This window comes from Cobetia sp. PDI-23MA (assembly GCF_059507735.1).
The window spans coordinates 3,789,532-3,812,694 of sequence record NZ_CM183352.1; the positions used below are offsets into that span (position 1 = coordinate 3,789,532).

The 23,163-nt window shown below is 60.1% G+C and carries 31 protein-coding genes; 2 read left to right on the top strand and 29 right to left on the bottom strand.

Going from position 1 to position 23,163, the window contains the following annotated elements:
- Positions 1–5: 5 nt before the first annotated feature.
- On the top strand, positions 6–1,223 hold the full coding sequence (fabB, locus tag AC5WNJ_RS16105) for a beta-ketoacyl-ACP synthase I (RefSeq protein WP_495930202.1): 1,218 nt from the start codon (positions 6–8) through the stop codon (positions 1,221–1,223).
- A 153-nt stretch (positions 1,224–1,376) separates the two neighbouring features.
- On the opposite strand, the gene AC5WNJ_RS16110 is transcribed toward fabB, so the two are convergent.
- The 5 genes from AC5WNJ_RS16110 to AC5WNJ_RS16130 all read right to left on the bottom strand — a co-directional run bounded on the left by AC5WNJ_RS16110 (position 1,377) and on the right by AC5WNJ_RS16130 (position 8,199).
- Entirely contained in the window at positions 1,377–2,096 is a 720-nt protein-coding gene (locus AC5WNJ_RS16110) for a lysophospholipid acyltransferase family protein (protein WP_495930203.1), read from the bottom strand.
- 60 nt (positions 2,097–2,156) lie between these two features.
- Positions 2,157–3,041: a sugar nucleotide-binding protein gene (locus tag AC5WNJ_RS16115; protein ID WP_495930204.1), complete on the bottom strand. Its 885-nt coding sequence runs from the start codon at positions 3,039–3,041 to the stop codon at positions 2,157–2,159.
- A 62-nt stretch (positions 3,042–3,103) separates the two neighbouring features.
- The gene (locus AC5WNJ_RS16120; protein WP_495930205.1) at positions 3,104–5,611 is read right to left on the bottom strand and encodes a bifunctional diguanylate cyclase/phosphodiesterase; all 2,508 of its coding nucleotides are present in this window, start codon (positions 5,609–5,611) and stop codon (positions 3,104–3,106) included.
- Positions 5,612–6,051: 440 nt separating this feature from the next.
- Positions 6,052–6,696 carry a single-stranded DNA-binding protein gene (locus AC5WNJ_RS16125; RefSeq protein WP_495930206.1) on the bottom strand — a complete coding sequence of 215 codons (645 nt, stop codon included), beginning with the start codon at positions 6,694–6,696 and terminating at the stop codon, positions 6,052–6,054.
- Positions 6,697–6,783: 87 nt separating this feature from the next.
- Positions 6,784–8,199, bottom strand: coding sequence for an MFS transporter (locus tag AC5WNJ_RS16130; protein WP_495930207.1), 1,416 nt, complete (start codon positions 8,197–8,199; stop codon positions 6,784–6,786).
- A gap of 207 nt (positions 8,200–8,406) precedes the next feature.
- On the opposite strand from AC5WNJ_RS16130, the gene uvrA reads away from it, so the two are divergent.
- Positions 8,407–11,286, top strand: a complete 2,880-nt coding sequence (gene uvrA / locus AC5WNJ_RS16135) for an excinuclease ABC subunit UvrA (protein WP_495930208.1) — start codon at positions 8,407–8,409, stop codon at positions 11,284–11,286.
- A 191-nt stretch (positions 11,287–11,477) separates the two neighbouring features.
- Here uvrA and rplQ read toward each other — a convergent pair whose 3' ends face one another.
- The 24 genes from rplQ to rplB form a co-directional block, all read right to left on the bottom strand.
- Positions 11,478–11,864: a 50S ribosomal protein L17 gene (rplQ, locus tag AC5WNJ_RS16140; protein ID WP_176678175.1), complete on the bottom strand. Its 387-nt coding sequence runs from the start codon at positions 11,862–11,864 to the stop codon at positions 11,478–11,480.
- A 46-nt stretch (positions 11,865–11,910) separates the two neighbouring features.
- On the bottom strand, positions 11,911–12,909 hold the full coding sequence (locus AC5WNJ_RS16145) for a DNA-directed RNA polymerase subunit alpha (protein WP_176678176.1): 999 nt from the start codon (positions 12,907–12,909) through the stop codon (positions 11,911–11,913).
- A gap of 74 nt (positions 12,910–12,983) precedes the next feature.
- Positions 12,984–13,604, bottom strand: coding sequence for a 30S ribosomal protein S4 (gene rpsD, locus AC5WNJ_RS16150; protein ID WP_043334824.1), 621 nt, complete (start codon positions 13,602–13,604; stop codon positions 12,984–12,986).
- Positions 13,605–13,616: 12 nt separating this feature from the next.
- Positions 13,617–14,000, bottom strand: a complete 384-nt coding sequence (gene rpsK, locus AC5WNJ_RS16155) for a 30S ribosomal protein S11 (RefSeq protein ID WP_176678177.1) — start codon at positions 13,998–14,000, stop codon at positions 13,617–13,619.
- A gap of 30 nt (positions 14,001–14,030) precedes the next feature.
- Complete coding sequence (rpsM, locus tag AC5WNJ_RS16160; protein ID WP_024950672.1) at positions 14,031–14,387, bottom strand: 30S ribosomal protein S13; 357 nt, start codon at positions 14,385–14,387, stop codon at positions 14,031–14,033.
- 131 nt (positions 14,388–14,518) lie between these two features.
- Positions 14,519–14,632 (bottom strand): 50S ribosomal protein L36, encoded by a 114-nt coding sequence (gene rpmJ, locus AC5WNJ_RS16165; protein ID WP_077373351.1) that lies wholly within the window; start codon positions 14,630–14,632, stop codon positions 14,519–14,521.
- A gap of 34 nt (positions 14,633–14,666) precedes the next feature.
- Positions 14,667–16,001, bottom strand: coding sequence for a preprotein translocase subunit SecY (gene secY / locus AC5WNJ_RS16170; RefSeq protein ID WP_065392562.1), 1,335 nt, complete (start codon positions 15,999–16,001; stop codon positions 14,667–14,669).
- The gene (rplO, locus tag AC5WNJ_RS16175) at positions 16,002–16,436 is read right to left on the bottom strand and encodes a 50S ribosomal protein L15 (RefSeq protein ID WP_176678178.1); all 435 of its coding nucleotides are present in this window, start codon (positions 16,434–16,436) and stop codon (positions 16,002–16,004) included. It abuts the gene before it with no gap.
- A gap of 3 nt (positions 16,437–16,439) precedes the next feature.
- A complete protein-coding gene (gene rpmD, locus AC5WNJ_RS16180; RefSeq protein WP_024950669.1) occupies positions 16,440–16,622 on the bottom strand; it encodes a 50S ribosomal protein L30 in 183 nt (60 codons plus the stop codon).
- Between the two features lie 6 nt (positions 16,623–16,628).
- Entirely contained in the window at positions 16,629–17,129 is a 501-nt protein-coding gene (rpsE, locus tag AC5WNJ_RS16185) for a 30S ribosomal protein S5 (protein WP_054556902.1), read from the bottom strand.
- Between the two features lie 11 nt (positions 17,130–17,140).
- Positions 17,141–17,491: a 50S ribosomal protein L18 gene (rplR, locus tag AC5WNJ_RS16190; protein WP_024950667.1), complete on the bottom strand. Its 351-nt coding sequence runs from the start codon at positions 17,489–17,491 to the stop codon at positions 17,141–17,143.
- Between the two features lie 9 nt (positions 17,492–17,500).
- Positions 17,501–18,031: a 50S ribosomal protein L6 gene (rplF, locus tag AC5WNJ_RS16195; RefSeq protein WP_176678179.1), complete on the bottom strand. Its 531-nt coding sequence runs from the start codon at positions 18,029–18,031 to the stop codon at positions 17,501–17,503.
- A 9-nt stretch (positions 18,032–18,040) separates the two neighbouring features.
- Positions 18,041–18,433: a 30S ribosomal protein S8 gene (gene rpsH / locus AC5WNJ_RS16200; RefSeq protein ID WP_176678180.1), complete on the bottom strand. Its 393-nt coding sequence runs from the start codon at positions 18,431–18,433 to the stop codon at positions 18,041–18,043.
- Positions 18,434–18,465: 32 nt separating this feature from the next.
- Positions 18,466–18,771, bottom strand: coding sequence for a 30S ribosomal protein S14 (gene rpsN / locus AC5WNJ_RS16205; RefSeq protein ID WP_176678181.1), 306 nt, complete (start codon positions 18,769–18,771; stop codon positions 18,466–18,468).
- A gap of 9 nt (positions 18,772–18,780) precedes the next feature.
- Complete coding sequence (gene rplE, locus AC5WNJ_RS16210) at positions 18,781–19,320, bottom strand: 50S ribosomal protein L5 (RefSeq protein WP_176678182.1); 540 nt, start codon at positions 19,318–19,320, stop codon at positions 18,781–18,783.
- Between the two features lie 17 nt (positions 19,321–19,337).
- Positions 19,338–19,655 (bottom strand): 50S ribosomal protein L24, encoded by a 318-nt coding sequence (gene rplX, locus AC5WNJ_RS16215; protein WP_043334846.1) that lies wholly within the window; start codon positions 19,653–19,655, stop codon positions 19,338–19,340.
- Positions 19,656–19,670: 15 nt separating this feature from the next.
- The gene (gene rplN, locus AC5WNJ_RS16220; RefSeq protein WP_043334850.1) at positions 19,671–20,042 is read right to left on the bottom strand and encodes a 50S ribosomal protein L14; all 372 of its coding nucleotides are present in this window, start codon (positions 20,040–20,042) and stop codon (positions 19,671–19,673) included.
- 50 nt (positions 20,043–20,092) lie between these two features.
- Positions 20,093–20,353, bottom strand: a complete 261-nt coding sequence (gene rpsQ / locus AC5WNJ_RS16225; protein ID WP_043334852.1) for a 30S ribosomal protein S17 — start codon at positions 20,351–20,353, stop codon at positions 20,093–20,095.
- A gap of 1 nt (position 20,354) precedes the next feature.
- Entirely contained in the window at positions 20,355–20,546 is a 192-nt protein-coding gene (rpmC, locus tag AC5WNJ_RS16230) for a 50S ribosomal protein L29 (protein WP_024950659.1), read from the bottom strand.
- The gene (gene rplP, locus AC5WNJ_RS16235; RefSeq protein WP_043334854.1) at positions 20,546–20,959 is read right to left on the bottom strand and encodes a 50S ribosomal protein L16; all 414 of its coding nucleotides are present in this window, start codon (positions 20,957–20,959) and stop codon (positions 20,546–20,548) included. The genes rpmC and rplP overlap by 1 nt, the downstream gene beginning before the upstream one ends.
- Before the next feature lie 11 nt (positions 20,960–20,970).
- Entirely contained in the window at positions 20,971–21,663 is a 693-nt protein-coding gene (gene rpsC, locus AC5WNJ_RS16240) for a 30S ribosomal protein S3 (protein WP_043334856.1), read from the bottom strand.
- Between the two features lie 10 nt (positions 21,664–21,673).
- A complete protein-coding gene (gene rplV, locus AC5WNJ_RS16245; protein WP_043334859.1) occupies positions 21,674–22,006 on the bottom strand; it encodes a 50S ribosomal protein L22 in 333 nt (110 codons plus the stop codon).
- A gap of 19 nt (positions 22,007–22,025) precedes the next feature.
- Complete coding sequence (gene rpsS / locus AC5WNJ_RS16250) at positions 22,026–22,301, bottom strand: 30S ribosomal protein S19 (RefSeq protein ID WP_024950655.1); 276 nt, start codon at positions 22,299–22,301, stop codon at positions 22,026–22,028.
- A 22-nt stretch (positions 22,302–22,323) separates the two neighbouring features.
- Positions 22,324–23,151: a 50S ribosomal protein L2 gene (gene rplB, locus AC5WNJ_RS16255; protein ID WP_176678183.1), complete on the bottom strand. Its 828-nt coding sequence runs from the start codon at positions 23,149–23,151 to the stop codon at positions 22,324–22,326.
- Positions 23,152–23,163 lie beyond the last annotated feature (12 nt).

A 23,163-nucleotide genomic window follows, 5' to 3' on the forward strand; every position in this document is an offset into this window, starting at 1 on the left:
CTCCCATGCGTAGAGTGGTAGTCACCGGGCTGGGCATTGTTTCCTGCCTGGGCAATGATCGCCAGCAGGTCCTGGAATCGCTCCGCGAAGGACGTTCTGGTATCCGCCGCAAAGAGGAATACGCCGAGCTGGGCTTCCGTAGCCACGTGGCCGGCGTTGTCGACATCAATCTCGAAGACCACATCGATCGCAAGCAACTGCGCTTCATGGGGGATGCTGCGGCCTATGCCTACATCTCCATGGCGCAGGCGATTGCCGATTCCGGTCTCACCGAAGAGCAGGTTTCCCACGAGCGTACCGGCCTGATCGCCGGTTCCGGTGGCGCCTCCTCCGCGAACCAGGTCGAGGCCGCAGACGTGATGCGCGCCAAGGGCCTGCGTCGCGTCGGTCCCTACCGCGTCACTCGCACCATGGGCTCGACCGTCTCTGCCTGTCTGGCCACGCCGTTCAAGATCAAGGGTATCAACTACTCGATCTCCTCTGCCTGTGCCACGTCTGCCCACTGCATCGGTAGCGCCGTGGAACAGATCCAGCTGAACAAGCAGGACATCGTGTTTGCCGGTGGTGGTGAAGAAGAGCACTGGACCCTGTCCTGCCTGTTCGATGCCATGGGCGCCCTGTCCACCAGCTACAACGACACGCCGGAAACCGCATCGCGTCCCTACGACAAGACTCGTGATGGCTTCGTCATCGCTGGCGGCGGCGGCATGCTGGTGCTCGAGGAACTGGAACACGCCAAGGCACGCGGCGCGAAGATCTACGCCGAAGTGACCGGCTATGGCGCGACCTCCGATGGTCACGACATGGTGGCACCGTCCGGCGAAGGTGCAGCACGCTGCATGCGCCAGGCAATGGCGACCGTGAAGGGCGATATCGACTACATCAACACCCACGGCACCTCGACGCCGGTTGGGGATGTGGCCGAGCTCAAGGCCATCCAGGAAGTCTTCGGCGCCGACAGCCCGGCAATGAGCTCGACCAAGTCACTGACGGGCCACTCGCTGGGCGCCACAGGCGTGCAGGAAGCCATCTACTCCATGCTGATGATGGAGAACGACTTCATTGCCGCGTCTGCCAATGTCAGCGAGCTGGATGACCGCGCCGAAGGCCTCGACATCGTCACGACCCGTCGTGATGGCGTCAAGATCGACCGTGTGCTGTCCAACAGCTTCGGCTTCGGTGGCACCAACGCCTGCTTGATTCTGGAACGTTTCCAGGACTGATTCAGCACGCGTTCAGCAGACATGCAGTCTGCCGATACGCGCTGGTGCAATACACGAAAAGGCCGCCCTTCGGGGCGGCCTTTTTGCTGGCTTTCCGGTGCTTGCTGGCAGCACCGGATGCATCAGATGAGCGACAGGGGAAGCGTCAGACAGTCAGGCACCAACACTATCGGCCGCCGCTTCCTCTTCCAGCGGCGGACGCTGGACGCTGGAGATTTCCTGCAGCTTGGCCTCGACCCAGGCCTCGACATCGGCGATCACCGCATCCGGCTTGCGCCCTGTCGTCTCGATGGCCGGGCCATAGGCGACATGGATGGTGCCCGGGCGCTTGATCCAGCTGTTGTTGGGCCAGATCTCACCGGCATTATGCGCCACCGGCACCACCGGCACGCCGGCACGGCAGGCAATCGCGGCGCCGGACTTGTTGAACTTCTTGCGGGCCCCCGGCGCGATGCGCGTGCCTTCCGGGAAAATCAGCACGGTAAAGCCGTCCTTGAGGCGCTGGGTACCGACTGACAGCACTTGCTTGAGCGCCTTGGCCGGCTGGGTGCGATCCAGCGGAATCGGCTCCAGCAGCTTCAGCCCCCAGCCGAAGACAGGAATCTTCAGCAGCTCCTGCTTGAGCACGGTGCATAGCGGGCGCTTGGCCACCTGCAGATAGATGGTTTCCCACTCGCTCTGGTGGTTGGCCAGCAACACGCAGGCCCCCTTCGGCAAGGTGTCACGTCCGCTCACCTGCACCTTCACGCCGCAGGTCAGGCGGAACCACCACAGCACGATATGGTTGTAGATATGCAGGACACGGTAGCGCGCCTGTAGCGGAAGGCAGGCCGCCAGCGGCACCAGCACCACGGCGCTGAGCAGCAACGCCATGAAATAACCTACATAAAACAGCACGCTACGCAGCGCATTCACAGGCACAGTCTCCACAGGTCAGGTCGAGTCAGGGCGAGATGAGCCGGAGGCGCGCTGCGCGATCCAGTCATCCATCAGGCGGGATAGTTCGAGGCGCCACGGTTTCTGATGCACACCGAAAGTGTCCAGCACGCGACGGCAGTTGAGCACACGCCGCAGCGGCGTACCGGCATTGAGGGTCAGCACCTTGAGCGGGCCTGCGGCCACCGTCTCGCCCAACCCCTCGAGGCGGGTGATCAGCTGGGTGCGCACGACACTGACGAAGGCGTAGGTACTGGTGGGTTCAGTGCCGGCCAGATGGTAGGCCCCCCAGGCACCCGCACCGCAGCGCTGTTGTTGGAGCATGCCGATCAACGCCATTGCCACGGCATCGACACTGGTCGGACAGAGGATGACATCCTCGGCGGCACGTACCTCTTCTCCCGCCAGCAGGCGCTCGATCAGCGTCGGCAGCCAGGCATCACGTCCTTCGGGACCGAACAGCGGGCCCAGACGTACGATCAGGTGATTGGGCAGCTCGGCACGGATGCGATCACCGGTCGCGATGACGCGGCGCAGCGCCGTATCGATCGGCGAGGGCACCTCATCCTCGTCGAGCAAGCCTTCGCCGCCCTGTTCGAACATCTGGTCTGCCACGCACCATACCAGCGGAGTGCCGGTCTCGATGCAGGCGGTCAACACCTGCTCCACTGCCTCGGCATGCGCCATCACCTCGGCAGGCGCGGAATCGGCCGGACGTGCGAATGGCGGCACGATGACGACATCCGCCTGGCTGCCGCGAATGTCATCGGCACCAATACGGTCGGATTCAACGGCGTTGAGCTCAAGATCGGCGCGCGAACTGGCCGCACGGATCAGCCCCAGGCCAAGACAATGACCGGCATCAAGCAGCAAGAGTTTCACAGGCAGGCTCCAGCAGACAGGCGCATCGCCGCAAGAGGCGACGATGCAAAGACGACATTCTATCAACCTTGCAGACTGGCTGCAGGCCCGTTGTTGCTCGGAGGGGTGGGGATCAGCGGTACGCCGATCGGGTGAGGTCTGCCGATGCCGTAGCCTTGCACGAAGTCGACACCGATCTGTTCCAACGCGGGGATCAACTCGAGGCGCTCGACATATTCCGCCACCGTCATGATCCCCATCTGGGCACAGATGCTGCAGATGGCGGAGACGATGGCGGCATCAAGACTATCGCGTGTCAGATTGCGCACGAAGGCGCCGTCGATCTTGAGTTGATTGACCGGCAGCTCCTTGAGGTAGGCAAAGGACGACATGCCACTGCCGAAATCATTCAGAGCGAAGCTGCAGCCGAGCCGACGCATGCTGTAGATGAACTCGCGCGCCTGGGCCAGATTGCTGATGGCCGCCGTCTCGGTGATCTCGAAGCACAGCCGCTGGGGCATGACGGAGCTTTGCGTGACCAGCGCCGCCAGCTGATCGCGCATGCGCAGATCCCCCATGCTCTGGCCGGAGAGGTTGATCGCCAGCACGGCATCCGATTCGATGCGACCGTCATCAGACTCAAGCACCTGCAGCGCCTGGGTGACGACCCAGATATCAATCTCTGGCATCAGACCGAATCGTTCCGCCGTCGCCATGAAGTGCGCCGGGGCCAGGTGCTCGCCCGAGTCGTTGACGTAGCGCAGCAGTACCTCGTAGTAGGGCTTGCTGGTGACATCACTCAGCGAGCGGATCGGCTGGATGTAAAGCGTGAAGCGATCTTTCTCCAGCGCCTCGTGCAGTAGCGGCAGCCATTGCACCTCGCGCTGGGCGCGCTCGAATCCCGCATCTCCGTCATGGTAGGCATGCACCTGGTTGCGCCCGCTCTGCTTGGCCATGTAGCAGGCCCCATCCGCCTGACGCAGAACCTCGGAGGCCTGGACACCGCTCTCGACCGGCGCGACTCCGATACTGACGCCCAACTGGAATGGGCGCCCCTCATCGTAGTAGCGATAGGCACTGACGGCCGCGCACAGCGCTTCGGCACGCTCGATGGCCTGCTCGCGAGAACAGCGATAGAGCAGAACGGCAAACTCATCACCCCCCAGGCGTGCCAGCACATCCGTTTCCCGCACATGCGCTCGCATCAGCGCGGAGAGCTCACGCAACACGGTGTCCCCGGCCGCGTGCCCGCAGGTGTCGTTGACCACCTTGAAGAAATCGAGATCCAGATACAGCAGCTGGTGAAAGCCGCCATCAGCCAGCGCCGCGGTGAGAGAGTCATCGAAGGCGGTGCGATTGTGCAGACCGGTCAGACTGTCGTGATGCGCCTGGAAGTTGAGGCGCCGAATCATGGCCTGGCGATAGCTGATGTCGCGGAAGACCAGTACGGCACCCTCGACATCCCCGCTGCGACGGCGCACGGGCGACGCCTTGAGCTCCACGGCACATTCACTGCCATCGCGTGCCACCAGCAGCGTCTGGCTGGACATGTGCACCACTTCGCCGCGCTGCAAGACCCCTTCCAGCTGGCTGGAAACCGACTGCAACGTACCTTCATGGCGCAGCTTCAAGATACGCGCCCAGGGGCGCCCGCGGGCCAACGACGGGGCCCAGCCACACAATTCGGCAGCGATGGGATTGATATGCTGGATGTTCCCCTCGCGATCGAGACTGATCACTCCCTCATCGATGGAATCCAGCATGACCGCGACCTGATCACGCTCATGCCGCAGCTCTCGGGTCCGATACTCCAGCAGGCCATCCAGACGCGAGCGGTAATGGCGACTGCGACGCATGCGCTGCTCGGCACTGATTGCCAGTAGTGCCAGCCCGAGCACGGCCAGGGTCGCGATCGCGATGGCCAGGGCCAGCCACAGATTCTGCCCGGAGCTCATGCCCACACCGGCAGGTGCGATGATGGGCGTGGTCAGCGGTATCATCTCCATCGCCGCCATGCCAATGTAGTGCATGCCGGCAATGGCGAGCCCCATCGCCCCGGCAGCCAGGGCCTGATAGAGACGATTGGGGCGGCGCTGACGCAGGAAGAAGCCTCCCAGCCACAGGGCCGCCGTCGCGGCCACCACCGCCACCACGATGGACACCGCGAACAGCAGCGGGTCATAGCGGTAAGGCATGTTCATCTGCATCGCCGCCATGCCGGTGTAGTGCATCGTGGCGATGCCGCCGCCCATGATGGTCCCGCTCGTCATCAACAGCATCGGCGTCAGGCGTGGCAGCGTATTCACCCAGAGTGCCAACCCCGAGGCCAGCATCGCGATCAGCACCGACAATGCCGTCAGGCCGGGCGCATAGGTGACCGGAACCTGGCATTCATACGCCAGCATGCCGATGAAGTGCATGGCCCAGACACCCAGCCCCATCGCCACGGCTCCGCCCACCAGCCAGCCGATGCTGGTGGCGCGCGAAGGGGTCAGCGCGACCTGACGAATCAGCTGCAGCGCTGCATGTGAAGCCAGCACGGCGACCACGATTGACAGGACGACCAGTGGGTAGGAATAACTGCCATGCATGAATAACCTCGATCATCAGGGGCATGCCACAGTCGGCAAGACAGGGGCGGAAGTTCGACAACGGTGTCATATCGACAGCACTCCTCCGGGAGCACCACGACAGGATTCTCAGACCATGGAGCGCCATCCGACAACATCAGCAGCCCAAGGGGATACCAAGAGAATACGGCCATGGAGCGTTGTTTGCACAACGCTCGTTTGAATCGTATGAATGACGCACGTCGGAGAGAGGCTCAGCCACCCTTACGCGCAGCACAAGCCGCTGGATGTCGCGCTCGAAATCATTATTCAATATCAGCGATAACTAATGAAAACAGATACTTATATAAACAGAATCAAGAAAATCTCATGGTTAATTCAAAAAAAAGCCCTCGCTGAACGAGGGCCTTTTCATCGTCATCGCTTGCGCGTTCTATCGGCGCACAGCCGAAAAACTTTACTCAGAACGGGATTTCATCATCGAAATCATCGAAGCTGCCCGCGGGCGGCGCACCGAAGTTGTTGTTCTGAGAATTGTTCTGCTGGGCGGGCTGCTGGCCACCGAAGTTGTTGCCCTGCTGAGGGGCCGGCTGCTGACCACCGAACTGACCGCCCTGCTGCTGACCACCGAACTGACCACCTTGCTGCGGGGCCGGCTGCTGACCACCGAACTGGCCACCCTGCTGGGGTGCTGCGGCCGGTTGCTGGCCGCCCTGCTGAGGCGCCTGCTGCGGACGACCACCCGCGAAGTTACCGCCGCCACCTTCGCCACGCGTATCCAGCATCTGCATGTCGTTGGCCACGATTTCGGTGCTGTAACGATCGTTGCCGTTTTGATCCTGCCACTTACGGGTCTGCAGGCGGCCTTCGATATACAGACGTGAGCCTTTCTTGACGTATTGCTGGGCCACTTCAGCCAGCTTGTTGAACATCACCACACGGTGCCATTCGGTACGTTCCTGACGCTGACCACTCTGACGATCATTCCAGGTATCCGTCGTTGCGAGATTCAGGTTGCACACCGCACTGCCGGAGGGGGTGAAGCGAACTTCCGGGTCTTGACCGAGATTGCCGATCAGAATGACCTTGTTTACGCCACGAGCCATGAAGATTACTCCTGCAAATGGACCGGTGCGCCATGGGCACCGGAAAAGGTATCAAGTGCACCGGCAATGTATTGCCGATGTCAAGGTTCAGCTGGCAGGCACCTCCGCGCCTGCCGGAGTCTCGTCATCACGCTGGCGAGTGAAGCGGGCCAGCGCCTTGTCATCCAGTGTATCGCGTGTGACCTTGAGATAAGCGACCCGTTCCTCACGCACCACGAGCGCCTCTTCCACGCCGGGAATCGCCAGCAGGCGTGTCTGCAGCTCGAAGGCTGACAATTGCGAGGCCTCGGGAGACAGACCGATCACTTCACTGCCCAGATGTCGCGGCGGTTGCATGCCCCACACCACGGTCAGCCACAGAATGGCGACCAGCCCCATGGCGAAGAACACGCCGCTCAGACCGAAATGCCCGGTCAACCAGCCGCCCCCGACACCGCCCACGAAGGCGCCCAGGAACTGACTGGTGGAATAGACCCCCATCGCCGTGCCCTTGGCACCGGCCGGGGCCAGCTTTGAGATCATCGACGGCAAGGTCGCCTCAAGCAGATTGAAGGCGACGAAGAACAGCCACAGCAGGCCGAGGAACATCGCCAGCCCTGCATGCTCGATGCCATCGATTCCCAGCAGCAGCAAGCTTGTCGCGATGGTCGCGACGGCCCCCAGGAAGACGGGCTTCATGCGCCGATACTTCTCGGCCACGATGACCAGCGGCAGCATGGCGACAAAGGCCAGCCCCATCAATGGCAGGTAGATCCAGCCGTGATGCGCCGGCGCGATGCCGAAATTGACCAGCTGCTGGGGAATGGCCACGAAGCTGGCGGTCAGGATCATGTGCAGCGCAAAGATCGAAACATCCATGCGCAACAATGCGGAATTCGCGAGGATACCCTTGAGCTGGCGCCTATCAAGCCCCACATCCTGATGTTGACGCCTGGGCGCAGCTGGCACCAGCTTCCAGAGCACGAACAGGCTCGCGACGGCCATCACGGCGGTCAACCAGAATACCCCTGACAAGCCGAAGGCATCTGCGGCCAAGGGCCCTGCGACCATCGCCAGTGCAAAGGCGACCCCGATCGACATGCCGATGGAGGCCATCGCCATGGTGCGAACCTCCTCTCGAGTCTGATCGGCCAACAGGGCCATGATTGCCCCCGCCACGGCGCCGCTGCCCTGCAGACAGCGCCCGAGGATGATCATCTCGATGCTGTCGGCCGTCGCCGCGACCAGCGAGCCCAGAATGAACAACCCGAGCCCGAAGCCGATCACGGCCTTGCGCCCCAGTCGGTCTGACAGCCAGCCGAACGGAATCTGCAGCAATGCCTGGGTCAGCCCGTAGCCACCCAGCGCCACGCCGACCAGTGTCGGTGTCGCACCGGCGAGGTCACGGGTATAGAGCGCCAGTACCGGCAACACCATGAACAGCCCCAGCATGCGAGATGCATAGAGGCTGGCAAGGCCGACGATGGCGCGGCGTTCCGGCGCGAGCAGTCGAGAGGTTTTCATGGGCGGCGGCGGGCTCCGGAGCGTGACAGTCAAGAAGAGGGAGGCCGACCACGTGGGTCGCCGAGATGTGACGTCCAACGGTGGTCGCCCACCAATGGACTGCATATTCTAAGGCCCGCTTGGCGGCTTTGAAAGCATGCAGCCTTTGCCGGGTGTTTCACCCGCGCCTTATAATCGTTGCTTTTATCGACGCAGCCCGAGGTGGCAATGGACAGGATTCAGGTGAGGGGTGCGCGCACCCACAACCTCAAGAACATCGATGTCGAACTGCCGCGTGACAAGCTGATCGTGGTGACCGGACTTTCCGGTTCCGGCAAGTCATCACTTGCCTTTGACACTCTCTACGCCGAGGGACAGCGGCGCTACGTCGAATCACTGTCCACCTATGCTCGTCAGTTCCTGTCGATGATGGAAAAGCCGGACATCGACCATATCGAAGGTCTGTCACCGGCGATTTCCATCGAACAGAAATCGACCTCGCACAACCCGCGCTCCACCGTCGGCACCATCACCGAGATCTACGATTACCTGCGCCTGCTGTATGCTCGCGCCGGTACGCCGCGCTGCCCGGATCACGACATCGACCTGGAAGCCCAGACCATCTCGCAGATGGTCGATCAGGCGCTCGCCCTGCCGGAAGGCAGCAAGCTGATGCTGCTGGCACCGGTGGTCAGTGGCCGCAAGGGTGAGCATCTCCAGCTGTTGTCAGAACTGCGCGCCCAGGGCTTCGTGCGCGCACGTATCGATGGCGTGATCGTCGAGCTGGATGATCTCAAGCCGCTGGAGAAGAACAAGAAGCACGATATCGACGTCGTCGTCGATCGCTTCAAGGTGCGTGAAGACCTCAAGCAGCGTCTGGCCGAATCCTTCGAGACCGCGCTGAATCTGGCCGACGGCAGCGCACGCCTGCATTTCATGGACGGCGAGCAGGAAGACCTCGTCTTCTCATCACGCTTTGCCTGCCCGGTGTGCGGCTATGCGCTGGCCGAGCTGGAACCGCGCCTGTTCTCCTTCAACAATCCGGCAGGCGCCTGTCCGACCTGCGACGGCCTGGGCGTGAAGCAATACTTCGATCCTGAAAAGCTGATCAGCCACCCGGAGCTATCGCTGGCCGAAGGCGTCATCAAGGGCTGGGACCGCCGCAGCGTCTACTACTTCAGCCAGCTCCAGGCCGTGGCCGAGCATTACGGCTTCGCGCTGGAAGCGCCTTGGGAGTCGCTCAGCGATGAAGCGCGCGATGCCGTGCTCAACGGCAGCGGACGCGAGGACATCGCCTTCAGCTACGTGAACGATCGTGGCCGCAAGGTGACCCGCGAGCATCCCTTCGAGGGCGTGCTGCCCAACATGGAGCGCCGCTATCGCGAGACCGAATCCAACATGGTGCGCGAGGACCTCGCACGCTATCTGGCGGTCCAGCCATGCCCGAGCTGTGATGGCTCGCGCCTGCGCCGGGAAGCACGCCACGTCTATGTCGATGATCGCACGCTCGCCGACGTCGTACGCCAGCCGATCGGTGAGGCGTGGGAAGAGTTCGGCAAGTTGAGCCTGCCGGGACGCAAGGGCGAGATCGCCGCCAAGATCGTGCACGAGATTCAGGCGCGCCTCGAATTTCTCGTCAATGTCGGCCTCGACTACCTGACCCTGGAGCGCAGCGCCGACACCCTGTCCGGCGGTGAAGCGCAGCGCATCCGTCTGGCCAGCCAGATCGGTGCCGGCCTGGTCGGGGTGATGTACATCCTCGACGAGCCGTCCATCGGCCTGCACCAGCGCGACAATGATCGCCTGCTCAAGACGCTGATCCACCTGCGCGACCTGGGCAACACCGTGATCGTGGTCGAGCATGATGAAGATGCGATTCGTGCCGCAGACCATGTGCTGGATATCGGCCCGGGCGCCGGCGTGCATGGTGGCGAGATCGTCGCCCAAGGCACGCCTGAGCAGATCGAGGCGACACCCGGTTCCTTGACGGGGCAGTACCTGAGCGGTGAGCGCGAGATTGCCGTACCGCCCCATCGTCTGCCGGCCAACCCTGACAAGGTGCTGCGTTTGACCGGCGCCACCGGCAACAATCTGCGCGACGTGACGCTGACGCTGCCGACGGGCCTGCTGACGTGCATCACCGGAGTCTCGGGCTCCGGCAAGTCGACACTGATCAATGCCACGCTGATGCCGCTGGCCGCCCGTGAGCTCAATCGCGCCACCACCCTGACACCGGCTCCCTACGCCAAAATCGAGGGGCTGGACCTGTTCGACAAGATGGTGGATATCGATCAGAGCCCCATCGGGCGTACGCCACGCTCCAACCCGGCGACCTATACCGGCATCTTCACGCCGATCCGCGAGCTGTTCTCCGGCACCCAGGAAGCGCGTGCCCGCGGCTACAAGCCGGGACGCTTCAGCTTCAACGTCAAGGGCGGTCGCTGCGAGGCCTGCCAGGGCGACGGACTGATCAAGGTCGAGATGCACTTCCTGCCCGACATGTACGTGCCCTGCGATGTCTGCAAGGGCAAGCGCTACAACCGTGAAACGCTTGAAGTGCAGTACAAGGGCAAGAACATCCATGAAGTGCTGGAGATGACCATCGAGGAGGCCCTGGAGTTCTTCTCGCCGGTACCGGCCATCGCTCGCCGCCTGCAGACACTGATGGATGTCGGCTTGTCCTACGTCCGTCTCGGCCAGAGCGCGACCACCTTGTCCGGCGGTGAAGCCCAGCGCGTCAAGCTGGCGCGTGAGCTGGCCAAGCGCGACACCGGCAAGACACTCTACATTCTCGATGAGCCGACCACCGGCCTTCACTTCGAGGATATCCGTCAGCTACTGGTCGTGCTGCACCGACTGCGTGATCACGGCAATACCGTGGTGGTGATCGAGCACAATCTGGACGTGATCAAGACAGCCGACTGGCTGATCGACCTCGGCCCGGAAGGCGGCTCAGGCGGCGGCCAGATCATCGCCGAGGGCACCCCGGAGCAGCTGGCCACGCAGGAGATCTCGCACACCGGTCGCTTCCTGGCCCCCCTGCTGGAACGCAAGAAGGCCAGCGGCATTACGTCGACCCGCAAGAAGACAGCCGAGACCAGCAGCTGATCACTTGGCAAGGCACCCGATGTCTCGGCACCCCTGATTCACCTCGCCCTCAACGCATCGAAAACACTCGGAGGGCGAGGTGAACTCCCTGAGAGACTCGAAATACCAGTATCATCCAGCCGGCCGACAGGCATAAAAAAAGGCCAACCCGTGAGGGTTGGCCTTTTCTTGTGGACGAAGCAAGCCGAAGCTTACTCTTCGCCTGCTGCCTCAGAGGCAGCCGGACGATCGACCAGCTCGACGAATGCCATCGGGGCATTGTCACCGGCACGATAGCCACACTTCAGGATGCGCAGGTAACCACCCGGACGGGAGGTGTAGCGCGGGCCGAGCTCGTTGAAGAGCTTGCCGACCGCTTCCTTGGAACCGGTGCGAGAGAACGCCAGGCGGCGGTTCGCAACGGAATCCTGCTTGGCCAGGGTGATCAGCGGCTCGATATGACGACGCAGTTCCTTGGCTTTCGGCAGGGTAGTCTTGATGACCTCGTGCTCTACCAGAGAGATGCACATGTTCTTGAACATGGCTTCACGGTGAGAGCTGGTACGGTTCAGGTGACGACCACTCTTACGATGACGCATGGTTGTGATTCCTTACCAGTCTGGGGCTTGAGCCGACCGGGCTTCCTTACGCGGAAGCCTTGTCGTCCTTCAGGCTTGCGGGCGGCCAGTTTTCCAACCGCATGCCGAGGGACAGACCACGCGCGGACAGCACGTCCTTGATTTCATTCAAGGACTTCTTGCCGAGATTCGGGGTCTTCAGCAGCTCAACTTCGGTGCGCTGAATGAGATCACCGATGTAATAGATATTCTCGGCCTTGAGACAGTTCGCACTGCGAACAGTCAGCTCAAGATCGTCTACGGGACGGAGAAGGATCGGATCGATTTGATCTTCCTCTTCTTCGACTTCCTGTTCCTTGTCTGCTTCCAGATCAACGAAGGCGGCCAGCTGCTCCTGCAGGATAGTTGCGGAGCGGCGGATCGCTTCTTCCGGATCCAGTGTGCCGTCGGTTTCCAGGTCGATCACCAGCTTGTCGAGGTTGGTGCGCTGTTCGACACGCGCAGCCTCGACGGCATAGGAGACCCGACGAACCGGGGTGAAGGTCGCATCCAGCTGGAGGCGGCCAATGGCACGAGATTCGTCATCTGCGGAAGTGCGGGCATCTGCCGCTTCGTAGCCGCGGCCACGAGCGATCTTGAGCTGCATCTTCAGCTCGCCACCATCGTTGAGGTGAGCGATGACGTGATCCGGATTCACGATTTCGAGATCGTGGTCACCAGCGATGTCGCCGGCAGTCACGATACCCGGGCCCTTCTTGTTCAGCGCCAGCACAGCTTCGTCGCGACCATGCATCTTGATGGCCACGTCCTTGAGGTTCAGCAGGATTTCAATTACATCCTCCTGCACCCCTTCAATGGCGCTGTACTCGTGCAGAACGCCTTCGATCTCAGCTTCCACGACGGCACAGCCGGGCATGGAAGAAAGCAGGATGCGACGCAGAGCATTCCCCAGGGTGTGGCCGAAACCACGCTCGAAGGGTTCGAGGACGATTCGCGCGTGATGGGCGCTGACTTCCTCGACCTTGATATCGCGAGGACGGAGAAACTCTGTCACTGAGCGCTGCATAAGAACACCTTTAAGGCTGCCAAACGGATAATCTGGGTACTCCAGCCGGGCCGACGAATCGGCCCGGCGTTACATTACTTGGAGTACAGCTCGACGATCAGGTTTTCGTTGATATCGGCAGACAGGTCGCCACGCTCGGGGACAGCCTTGAAAGTGCCTTCCATCTTCTTAGAGTCGACGTCGACCCAGGAGACATCACCGCGGTTGGCAGCGAGTGCCAGAGACTGCTGGATGCGAGCCTGGTTCTTGGCCTTCTCACGAACGGTGACCACATCGCCAGCCTTCACCTTGAAGGAAGCAACGTTGACGGTACGGCCGTTCACGGCGATCGCCTTGTGGCTGACCAGCTGACGTGCCTCGGAACGCGTGGAGCCGAAGCCCATGCGGTAGACGACGTTGTCGAGACGAGTCTCGAGGAGCTGGAGCAGAACCTCACCGGTCGCACCCTTGAGGCGAGCGGCTTCTTTGTAGTAGTTGCGGAATTGCTTCTCCAGCACGCCGTACATGCGACGTACCTTCTGCTTTTCACGCAGCTGCAGGCCGTAGTCTGAAAGACGCTGACGGCGCTGGCCATGAACACCCGGGGGTTGTTCGGATTTGCACTTCTTCTCGAACGGAGTCACGCCACTCTTCAGGAAGAGGTCGGTGCCTTCACGACGAGACAGTTTGCACTTCGGTCCAATATAACGAGCCATGAGTCTGTCTCCTTAAACGCGGCGTTTCTTCGGCGGACGGCACCCATTATGCGGGATGGGGGTCACGTCGGTGATGCTTTGCACGCGGAAGCCTGCGGCATTGAGAGCACGCACGGCGGACTCACGACCCGGACCCGGGCCCTTGACCAGCACGTCGACGTTCTTCACACCATATTCGGCTGCAGCGGTCGCTGCACGTTCACTTGCGACTTGCGCAGCGAACGGGGTGCTCTTGCGAGAACCACGAAAACCCGAACCACCGGCAGTTGCCCAGGAAAGAGCATTGCCCTGGCGGTCTGTGATCGTCACGATAGTGTTGTTAAAAGAGGCGTGGATATGCGCGACGGCATCCACTACCTGCTTTTTAACCTTCTTGCGCTTACTCGGGTTAGCCATTAGATGTTTCCTGTCTAAACGCCAGTTCGTTTACTTGCGAATCGGTTTACGCGGACCTTTGCGTGTACGTGCGTTGGTCTTGGTGCGCTGACCGCGCAACGGCAGACCACGACGATGGCGCAGGCCACGATAGCAACCGAGGTCCATGAGACGCTTGATGTTCAGCGTGATCTCACGACGCAGGTCGCCTTCGACGGTGTACTTGCCCACCTCGGCACGAACCAGGTCCAGTTGTTCAACAGACAGATCAGCGATCTTGACGCTCGGTTCTAGACCGAGAGCGGCGCAGATCTGCTGTGCACGCGTACGGCCAATCCCGAAGATATAAGTCAGCGAGATCGCCGCGTGCTTGTTGTCCGGGATATTGACGCCAGCAATACGGGCCATCAGTTTTCTCCGAAAGGTTAGCGGCGGATTTTACATCCACAAAGGGCGCAATAGCATACCCCTTGATCCCGTCGGGAACAAGGGGGTATGCCAGCACCCGAGCTTGTATTCAGCTAAGCAGGCCTAGGGAATTAACCCTGGCGCTGCTTGTGGCGGGGCTCAGTGCAGATGACCCGCACTGCGCCACGACGCCGAATGATCTTGCAGTTACGGCAAATTTTCTTGACGGAAGCTCGAACTTTCATCGTTCTCTCCAGTTTGCTAACAGGGGCTGCGCAATCAGCGCATCATGCCACCGCTGCCATAGCCTTTGAGGTTGGCCTTCTTCATCACCGACGCATACTGATTTGACATCAGATGCGACTGCACCTGGGCCATGAAGTCCATGACCACCACGACCACGATGAGCAGAGAGGTGCCGCCGAAATAGAACGGAACCTGCCATGCAACAACGAGGAATTGAGGCATCAGGGAGACTAGGGTGATGTAGAGGGCGCCGAACAGCGTCAGGCGAGTCATCACCTTATCGATGTAACGGGCGGTCTGTTCGCCTGGGCGAATACCCGGCAGAAACGCTCCTGACTTCTTGAGGTTGTCAGCAACATCCTTCGGATTGAAGACCAGCGCCGTGTAGAAGAAGCAGAAGAATACTACAGCGGCAGCGAAAAGCAAGATATACAGTGGCTGACCCGGCCCGAGAGCCTGAGATGCCGTCTGCAACCATTGCATGCTTTCACTCTGGCCAAACCATTGACCCATCGACGCAGGGAACAGCAGGATGCTTGACGCGAAGATCGGCGGGATGACCCCGGCCATGTTGACCTTCATCGGCAAGTAGCTGCTCTGACCTGCATACATCTTGTTGCCAACCTGACGGCGCGGATAGTTCACCGTGATGCGGCGCTGGCCGCGTTCGATGAACACCACGAAGGCAACGGTAACGACTGCGAGCAGCGTCAGCGCCAGCAGCGGAAGCACATTCCAGGCACCATCATTGCGCGCCAGTTCGAAAGACTGGCCGATGGCACTCGGCAGCCCGGCGACAATACCAGCAAAGATGATCAGCGAGATCCCGTTGCCGATACCCTTCTCGGTGATCTGCTCTCCCAGCCACATCAGGAACACTGCACCAGCCACGAACGTGCTCACGGCGGTGAAGTAGAAGCTGAAGTCAGCGGAATAGGCGACACCGTTTCCGACCAGTCCGACTGCCATGCCGATCGATTGGACCAGGGCCAGTACTACCGTGCCGTAGCGCGTGTACTGGCTGATCTTGCGACGGCCGGCCTCGCCTTCCTTTTTCAACTGCTCAAGCTGAGGCGAGACCACCGTCAGGAGCTGCATGATGATCGACGCGGATATGTAGGGCATGATGCCCAGCGCGAAGATACTCATTCGCTCCAGTGCACCACCGGAGAACATGTTGAACATGCTCAGGATGGTGCCCTGGTTTTCCCTGAACAAGGCAGCAAGCTGGTCAGGATTGATACCGGGAACGGGGATGTGTGCACCGATTCGGTACACCACGATGGCGATGAACACGAAGCGCAAACGCGCCCAGAGTTCGCTCAACCCACTTCCCTGCATCGCCGGTACGTTTCCTGACTTAGCCATTTAGTCCTCTACCTTGCCACCGGCAGCTTCGATCGCAGCACGGGCACCCTTGGTGACCTTAATGCCGCGAACCGTGACTGCCTTGTCCAGTTCGCCGGAGAGCATGACCTTCGCGAACTTCGTGGAATCACGAAGCACGTTGGCCTTCTTCAGCGTTTCGAGGTCGACGATCTCGCCGTCTACCAGTGCCAGTTCGCTCAGGCGCACTTCTTCGGAAATCAGAGACTTCGCGGAAGTGAAACCAAACTTCGGCAGGCGACGCTGCATAGGCATCTGACCGCCTTCGAAGCCCGGCTTGACGCTGCCACCGGAACGGGACTTCTGGCCCTTGTGGCCACGACCGCCGGTCTTACCAAGACCGGAGCCGATACCACGACCGACACGCTTTTCAGCGTGCTTGGAGCCCGGGGCCGGACTCAGGGTATTCAATTTCATGGATTACTCTCCCTCAACACGGACAAGGTAGTGAACCTTGTTGATCATGCCGCGTACCGCGGGGGTGTCTTCCAGCTCGACAGTGTGACCGATGCGGCGCAGGCCAAGACCTTTCATGGTGGCCTTGTGCTTTTCGAGGACGCCGATGGTGCTGCGGATCTGGGTTACCGTGATCTTAGCTGCCATGGTGCCTTACCCCGCAATCTTGTCGACAGACAGGCCACGCTTGGCGGCGATGTCTTCCGGAGATTTCATGGCAGCGAGACCGTTGATGGTCGCGCGCACCACGTTGACCGGATTGGTGGAACCGTAGCACTTGGCCAGGACGTCATGGACGCCTGCCAGTTCGAGCACGGAACGCATCGCACCGCCGGCAATGATGCCGGTACCTTCGGACGCTGGCTGCATGTAGATCTTGGATGCGCCGTGACGAGCCTTCACCGGGTACTGCAGGGTGTGGCCCTTGAGGTCAACCTTGATCATGTTGCGACGAGCCTGGTCCATTGCCTTCTGGATCGCGACCGGCACTTCACGCGCCTTGCCACGGCCGAAGCCAACACGACCATTGCCGTCACCAACGACAGTCAGAGCGGTGAAACCGAAGATACGGCCGCCCTTGACTACCTTGGCGACGCGGTTGATCTGCACGAGCTTCTCTTGCAGGTCACCGCCCTTCTGTTCGATATTCGCCATCGTAAAACCCTTTAGAATTCCAGGCCGCCTTCACGTGCGGCATCGGCCAGGGCCTTCACGCGACCGTGGTACTTGTACCCGGAGCGATCGAAAGCCACTTGCTTGATACCCGCTTCCTTCGCGCGCTCGGCAATCAGAGCACCCACCTTGGCGGCGGAGTCCGAGTTACCGGTAGAACCTTCGCGCAGGCTCTTGTCGAGCGTGGATGCGGTGGCCAGGACCTGGCCGCCATCCGGCGAGATGATCTGCGCGTAGATGTGACGCGGGGTGCGGTTCACGCACAGGCGAAACACGCCCAGCTCGCGGATTTTCGCACGAGCGCGGCGGGCACGACGGAGACGAGATTCTTTCTTCGCGTTCATAACCCTGCCTTACTTCTTCTTGGCTTCTTTACGACGGACGACTTCGTCGCTGTACCGAATACCTTTGCCCTTGTAGGGCTCCGGCGGACGGAATGCGCGAATCTCTGCGGCGACCTGACCCAAAGCCTGCTTGTCAGCAGACTTGAGGACGATCTGAGTGTTCTTCGGCGTTTCAGCCGTAACACTTGCCGGCAGTTCATAGTCGACCGGGTGTGAGAAGCCCAGTGTCAGGTTGATTGTCTGGCCTTTGGCCTGGGCACGATAACCCACACCATTGATTTCCAGAGACTTGGTGAAGCCTTCGGAAACACCAGACACCATGTTGTTGACCAGAGCACGAGTGGTACCAACCATTGCCCAGTTCTTGGCGGTCTCGGACGGAGCGAAGGTCATCTGACCTTCTTCCATAGAGATGACCACGTCCTGGTGGACGGTCAATTCCAGCTGGCCTTTGCTGCCCTTCACGGTCAGCTTGTCGCCGTCGAGCTTCGCCTCGACGCCGTTCGGCAATTTAACCGGATACTTGGCTACGCGGGACATTCCAAACTCCTAGAATACGGTGCAGAGGACTTCGCCGCCGACACCAGCTTGACGGGCCGCACGATCGGTCATCACGCCCCGGGAGGTGGAAACGATCGCAATACCCAGGCCATCTGCGACTTTCGGAAGCTCGCCCTTGCCTTTGTACTGGCGCAGGGACGGCTTGGAAATACGCTTGATGCTCTCGATAACCGACTTGCCTTCGAAGTACTTGAGGGTCAGGGTCAGTTCCGGCTTGGCGCCTTCGGCGACGGCAAACTCGGTGATATAACCCTCTTCCTTCAATACGCGGGCCACTTCAACCTTGAGCTTGGAAGACGGCATGGAAACCGTCTCCTTGGTGGCCATCTGCGCATTGCGGATACGAGTGAACATATCCGCCAGAGTGTCTTGCATGCTCATTTACGTTGCGCTCCTGAATTCTTGCAGTGGTGTTACCAGCTGGACTTGGTCAGACCAGGCACGTCACCACGCATAGCGGCTTCACGCAGCTTGTTGCGGCTCAGGCCGAACTTGTTGTAGTAGCCGTGCGGACGGCCAGTGATACGGCAGCGGTTACGCTGACGGACCGGGCTGGCATCACGCGGCAGCTGCTGCAGCTTCAGCTGTGCGTCGAAGCGCTCTTCTTCAGAAGCGTTGACGTCATTGATGATGGCCTTCAGTGCGTCGCGCTTGGCGGCGTACTTAGCGACCAGCTTGGTGCGCTTGAGCTCGCGCTCAACCATGCTTTTCTTTGCCATGATCCACCCTTATTTCTTGAACGGGAAGTTCAGCGCGCCCAGCAACGCACGACCTTCATCATCGGTGTTGGCGCTAGTGGTGATGGTGATGTCCAGGCCACGAATCCGGTCGATCTTATCATACTCGATCTCCGGGAAGATGATCTGCTCACGCACACCCATGGAGTAGTTTCCACGGCCATCGAAGGACTTCGGGTTCAGACCGCGGAAGTCACGGACGCGCGGGATAGCCACGTTCACGAGACGGTCCAGGAAGTCCCACATACGATCACTGCGCAGGGTCACCTTGACACCGATCGGCCATCCTTCACGGACCTTGAAGCCAGCGATGGACTTGCGTGCCTTGGTGACGACGGGCTTCTGACCAGAAAGCATCTGGAGATCGGCAAACGCGTTGTCGATCAGCTTCTTGTCAGCGGTGGCTTCACCGATACCCATGTTCAGGGTCACCTTGGTGATGCGGGGAATCTGCATCACATTGGCGTAGCCGAACTGCTCTTTGAGCTGGGCGGCCACTTCGTTCTGATAACGTTCTTTCAAGTTCGCCATGTTGTACCCGACTCGCGTTAGGCGTCGATCAGCTTCTGAGTCGACTTAAAGATGCGTACCTTAGTACCGTCTTCCTGTACCTGGATTCCGACACGATCCGCCTTGCCGGTCTCCTGGTTGAAGATGGCCACGTTGGACGCGTGAATCGGAGCCTCGCGCTCGACGATACCCCCCTGGGTGCCCAGCATCGGGTTGGGCTTGGTGTGACGCTTGATCATGTTCACACCGGACACGAGCAGACGCTCACCTTTCAGCACCTTGCTGATGGTACCGCGCTTGCCCTTGTCCTTCCCGGCGATGACGATGACTTCATCGTCACGTTTGATCTTTTGCATATCCGCTTCCGCTCCTTACAGCACTTCGGGCGCCAGGGAAATGATCTTCATGAACTTCTCACTGCGAAGTTCACGGGTAACCGGGCCGAAGATACGGGTACCGATCGGCTGTTCGTTGGTGTTGTTCAACAGAACGGCCGCATTACCGTCGAAGCGGATCACGGAGCCGTCGTTACGACGGACACCGGCTTTGGTACGAACGACCACTGCCTTCATGACCTGGCCTTTCTTGACCTTGCCACGCGGGATAGCTTCTTTGACGGTGACCTTGATGATGTCTCCAACACGAGCGTAACGGCGGTGTGAACCACCCAGCACCTTGATGCATTGCACCCGGCGCGCGCCACTGTTGTCGGCGACATCCAGCATTGTCTGAGTCTGAATCATCGGTTTTCTCCAAACCTAATCTGACTGCCTGGTGGGAACTGGCCTAGGGATCAACCCTTGGCCTGTTCAACCACCTCGACCAGGGTCCAGGCTTTCTTCTTGGACAGCGGACGAGTCTCGGCGATAGAGACGGTGTCACCGATCCGAGCCTGATTCGCCTCATCATGGGCGTGCAGCTTGGTGGAGCGTCTCAGGTACTTGCCATAGATCGGGTGACGCTCACGGCGCTCGACCATGACAACGATGGATTTTTCCATCTTGTCACTCACCACCTTGCCGGTGAGTGTGCGTGCTTTAGTTTCTTCGGCCATTTTACTCACCTGACTTCTGGTTGAGCACAGTCTTAACCTGAGCAATTTGGCGACGAGTCTGCTTGAGCAGGTGAACCTGGCTCAGCTGGCCTGTTGCCTTCTGCATGCGCAGATTGAATTGCTCACGCAGCAGTTCGAACAACTGCTCCTGGAGCGCCTCGACTGACTTTTCACGGAGTTCTTGGGCTTTCATCACATCACCGTCCGCTTAACAAAGGTGGTGGAGATCGGCATCTTCATAGCGGCCAGGCTAAATGCTTCACGGGCCAACTCTTCGGATACACCTTCGATCTCGTAGAGGACCTTGCCGGGCTGAATCTGAGCGACCCAGTACTCGACAGAACCCTTACCTTTACCCATACGAACTTCCAACGGCTTGTTGGAGATCGGCTTGTCTGGGAAGACACGGATCCAGATCTTGCCGCCACGCTTGACGTGGCGAGTGATGGCACGACGGCCAGCTTCGATCTGACGAGCGGTGATACGACCACGGCCGGTGGCTTTCAGGCCAAACTCACCAAAGCTTACCTTGCTTCCGCGATGCGCCAGGCCACGGTTGCGACCTTTCTGCATCTTGCGGAATTTCATACGCTTGGGCTGTAACATCGATTACCCCCTTACTTGCCTTTCTTCTTGGGTGCGGACGCGGGCTGCTTCGCCTTGGCTCGCACCTCTTCGATGCCACCGAGGATCTCGCCTTTGAAGATCCAGACCTTGACACCAATGATGCCGTAGGTGGTGTGAGCTTCGAAGGTGGAGTAATCAATGTCAGCACGCAGGGTGTGAAGCGGAACACGGCCTTCGCGGTACCATTCGGTACGGGCGATTTCGGCACCGCCAAGACGACCAGAGAGCTGAATCTTGATGCCCTTGGCGCCCAGACGCATTGCGTTCTGCACAGCACGCTTCATCGCACGACGGAACATGACACGACGCTCGAGCTGACCTGCCACATTGGCAGCGACCAGCTTGGCATCGAGTTCCGGCTTGCGAATCTCCTCGATGTTGATGTGGACCGGAACGCCCATCATCTCGGAAACTTCACGACGAAGACGATCGACATCTTCACCTTTCTTACCGATCACAATACCCGGACGGGCGGTGTGAATGGTAATACGGGCGTTGTTTGCCGGACGCTCGATGCTGATGCGGCTCACGGAAGCGCTTTTCAGACGCTCTTCCAGGAATCCACGCACCTGCAGATCGTTGTTCAGTTTGTCGGCATAGGTAGCGCCTTCGGCGTACCAGACAGAGGTATGATCCTTGACAATACCCAGTCGGAAACCTGTCGGATTAACTTTCTGACCCATTGGTCGTCTCCTACTTCTCGGCTACCTTGACGGTGATATGACAAGTGCGCTTCAAGATACGATCCGCACGGCCCTTGGCACGTGGCTGGATGCGCTTGAGCGTCATGCCCTCGTCGACACAGATAGTCGAGACGCGAAGCTCGTCAATGTCCATGCCGTTGTTTTCTTCCGCATTCGCGATCGCGGACTGCAGAACCTTGCGAACAATCTTCGCGGCCTTCTTCGGTGAGAAAGCGAGCAGATTCAGCGCCTCGGCGACCGGCTTACCGCGCACCTGGTCAGCCACCAAACGGGCCTTCTGGGCGGATAAACGAGCGCCGCGCAGCTTAGCAGCTACTTCCATCTCTTAAATCCTCTCTGGCTTACCGTTTGGCTTTTTTATCTGCAGCGTGCCCGCGGTATGTGCGGGTGGCAGCAAACTCGCCGAGCTTGTGACCGACCATTTCCTCAGAAACGAGAACCGGGACATGCTGGCGACCGTTATGGACGGCAATGGTGAGCCCGACCATGTTCGGCAGGATCATGGAACGACGCGACCAGGTCTTGATCGGTTTGCGGTCGTTCTTTTCCACTGCTGTCTCAACCTTCTTCAGCAGATGAAGGTCAATAAAAGGACCTTTCTTCAGTGAACGTGGCACAGCCGTTACCCCTCAATATCTGTTACTTGGCCTTGCGGCGACGGACGATAAGCTTATCGGTGCGCTTGTTCTTGCGAGTCTTGTGACCCTTGGTCGGGATGCCCCACGGGCTGACCGGGTGACGGCCACCAGAGGTACGACCTTCACCACCACCATGCGGGTGATCGACCGGGTTCATCGCGACACCGCGAACAGTCGGGCGCACGCCTCTCCAACGCTTAGCACCGGCCTTGCCCAGTTGACGGAGGCTGTGCTCGGAGTTGCCCACTTCGCCGAGAGTTGCACGGCATTCGGACAGCACCTTACGCATCTCGCCAGAGCGCAGACGCAGCGTGGTGTAGTTACCGTCACGTGCCACGACCTGGGCACTGGTACCTGCACTACGAGCAATCTGGGCGCCCTTGCCCGGCTTCAGCTCTACACAGTGAACGGTGGAGCCCACCGGGACATTGCGCAGCGGCAGAGCATTGCCTTTCTTGATCGGTGCGTTAACACCAGACTCGAGACGGTCGCCAGCAGAGACGCCTTTCGGCGCAATGATGTAGCGACGTTCGCCGTCAAGGTACTTCACCAGCGCGATGTTCGCGCTGCGGTTCGGATCGTATTCCAGACGCTCGACGATGGCCGGAATGCCATCCTTGTTGCGCTTGAAATCGACCAGACGGTAATGGTGACGATGACCACCGCCGATGTGGCGAGTAGTGATGCGACCATTATTGTTACGACCACCGGACTTTGACTGCTTTTCAAGCAGCGGAGCGTACGCGCGACCTTTGAAAAGCTCGTCATTGACGACCTTTACCAGGTGGCGGCGACCGGCGGAGGTAGGTTTTGTCTTAACAATTGCCATGTTCCGTACTCC

Excerpts from the sequence above, each read along its gene's own strand:
- rplE (WP_176678182.1), bottom strand. The coding sequence starts at position 19,320 with ATGGCGAACTTGAAAGAACGTTATCAGAACGAAGTGGCCGCCCAGCTC.
- rpsH (WP_176678180.1), bottom strand. The coding sequence starts at position 18,433 with ATGAGCATGCAAGACACTCTGGCGGATATGTTCACTCGTATCCGCAAT.
- AC5WNJ_RS16110 (WP_495930203.1), bottom strand. The coding sequence starts at position 2,096 with ATGGCGTTGCTGCTCAGCGCCGTGGTGCTGGTGCCGCTGGCGGCCTGC.
- rplQ (WP_176678175.1), bottom strand. The coding sequence starts at position 11,864 with ATGCGTCATCGTAAGAGTGGTCGTCACCTGAACCGTACCAGCTCTCAC.
- rpmJ (WP_077373351.1), bottom strand. The coding sequence starts at position 14,632 with ATGAAAGTTCGAGCTTCCGTCAAGAAAATTTGCCGTAACTGCAAGATC.
- rplB (WP_176678183.1), bottom strand. The coding sequence starts at position 23,151 with ATGGCAATTGTTAAGACAAAACCTACCTCCGCCGGTCGCCGCCACCTG.
- rpsD (WP_043334824.1), bottom strand. The coding sequence starts at position 13,604 with ATGGCTCGTTATATTGGACCGAAGTGCAAACTGTCTCGTCGTGAAGGC.
- rplX (WP_043334846.1), bottom strand. The coding sequence starts at position 19,655 with ATGCAAAAGATCAAACGTGACGATGAAGTCATCGTCATCGCCGGGAAG.
- rpsQ (WP_043334852.1), bottom strand. The coding sequence starts at position 20,353 with ATGGCCGAAGAAACTAAAGCACGCACACTCACCGGCAAGGTGGTGAGT.
- AC5WNJ_RS16130 (WP_495930207.1), bottom strand. The coding sequence starts at position 8,199 with ATGAAAACCTCTCGACTGCTCGCGCCGGAACGCCGCGCCATCGTCGGC.
- secY (WP_065392562.1), bottom strand. The coding sequence starts at position 16,001 with ATGGCTAAGTCAGGAAACGTACCGGCGATGCAGGGAAGTGGGTTGAGC.
- rpmC (WP_024950659.1), bottom strand. The coding sequence starts at position 20,546 with ATGAAAGCCCAAGAACTCCGTGAAAAGTCAGTCGAGGCGCTCCAGGAG.
- rplO (WP_176678178.1), bottom strand. The coding sequence starts at position 16,436 with ATGAAATTGAATACCCTGAGTCCGGCCCCGGGCTCCAAGCACGCTGAA.
- rpsE (WP_054556902.1), bottom strand. The coding sequence starts at position 17,129 with ATGGCGAATATCGAACAGAAGGGCGGTGACCTGCAAGAGAAGCTCGTG.
- rplV (WP_043334859.1), bottom strand. The coding sequence starts at position 22,006 with ATGGAAGTAGCTGCTAAGCTGCGCGGCGCTCGTTTATCCGCCCAGAAG.
- AC5WNJ_RS16120 (WP_495930205.1), bottom strand. The coding sequence starts at position 5,611 with ATGCATGGCAGTTATTCCTACCCACTGGTCGTCCTGTCAATCGTGGTC.
- rpsK (WP_176678177.1), bottom strand. The coding sequence starts at position 14,000 with ATGGCTAACCCGAGTAAGCGCAAGAAGGTTAAAAAGCAGGTAGTGGAT.
- AC5WNJ_RS16145 (WP_176678176.1), bottom strand. The coding sequence starts at position 12,909 with ATGCAGCGCTCAGTGACAGAGTTTCTCCGTCCTCGCGATATCAAGGTC.
- rpsN (WP_176678181.1), bottom strand. The coding sequence starts at position 18,771 with ATGGCAAAGAAAAGCATGGTTGAGCGCGAGCTCAAGCGCACCAAGCTG.
- rpmD (WP_024950669.1), bottom strand. The coding sequence starts at position 16,622 with ATGGCAGCTAAGATCACGGTAACCCAGATCCGCAGCACCATCGGCGTC.
- AC5WNJ_RS16125 (WP_495930206.1), bottom strand. The coding sequence starts at position 6,696 with ATGGCTCGTGGCGTAAACAAGGTCATTCTGATCGGCAATCTCGGTCAA.
- rplR (WP_024950667.1), bottom strand. The coding sequence starts at position 17,491 with ATGAACGCGAAGAAAGAATCTCGTCTCCGTCGTGCCCGCCGCGCTCGT.
- rpsC (WP_043334856.1), bottom strand. The coding sequence starts at position 21,663 with ATGGGTCAGAAAGTTAATCCGACAGGTTTCCGACTGGGTATTGTCAAG.
- fabB (WP_495930202.1), top strand. The coding sequence starts at position 6 with ATGCGTAGAGTGGTAGTCACCGGGCTGGGCATTGTTTCCTGCCTGGGC.
- rplP (WP_043334854.1), bottom strand. The coding sequence starts at position 20,959 with ATGTTACAGCCCAAGCGTATGAAATTCCGCAAGATGCAGAAAGGTCGC.
- rpsM (WP_024950672.1), bottom strand. The coding sequence starts at position 14,387 with ATGGCCCGTATTGCTGGCGTCAATATCCCGGACAACAAGCACGCGGCG.
- uvrA (WP_495930208.1), top strand. The coding sequence starts at position 8,407 with ATGGACAGGATTCAGGTGAGGGGTGCGCGCACCCACAACCTCAAGAAC.
- rplN (WP_043334850.1), bottom strand. The coding sequence starts at position 20,042 with ATGATTCAGACTCAGACAATGCTGGATGTCGCCGACAACAGTGGCGCG.
- rplF (WP_176678179.1), bottom strand. The coding sequence starts at position 18,031 with ATGTCCCGCGTAGCCAAGTATCCGGTTAAATTGCCGAACGGCGTCGAG.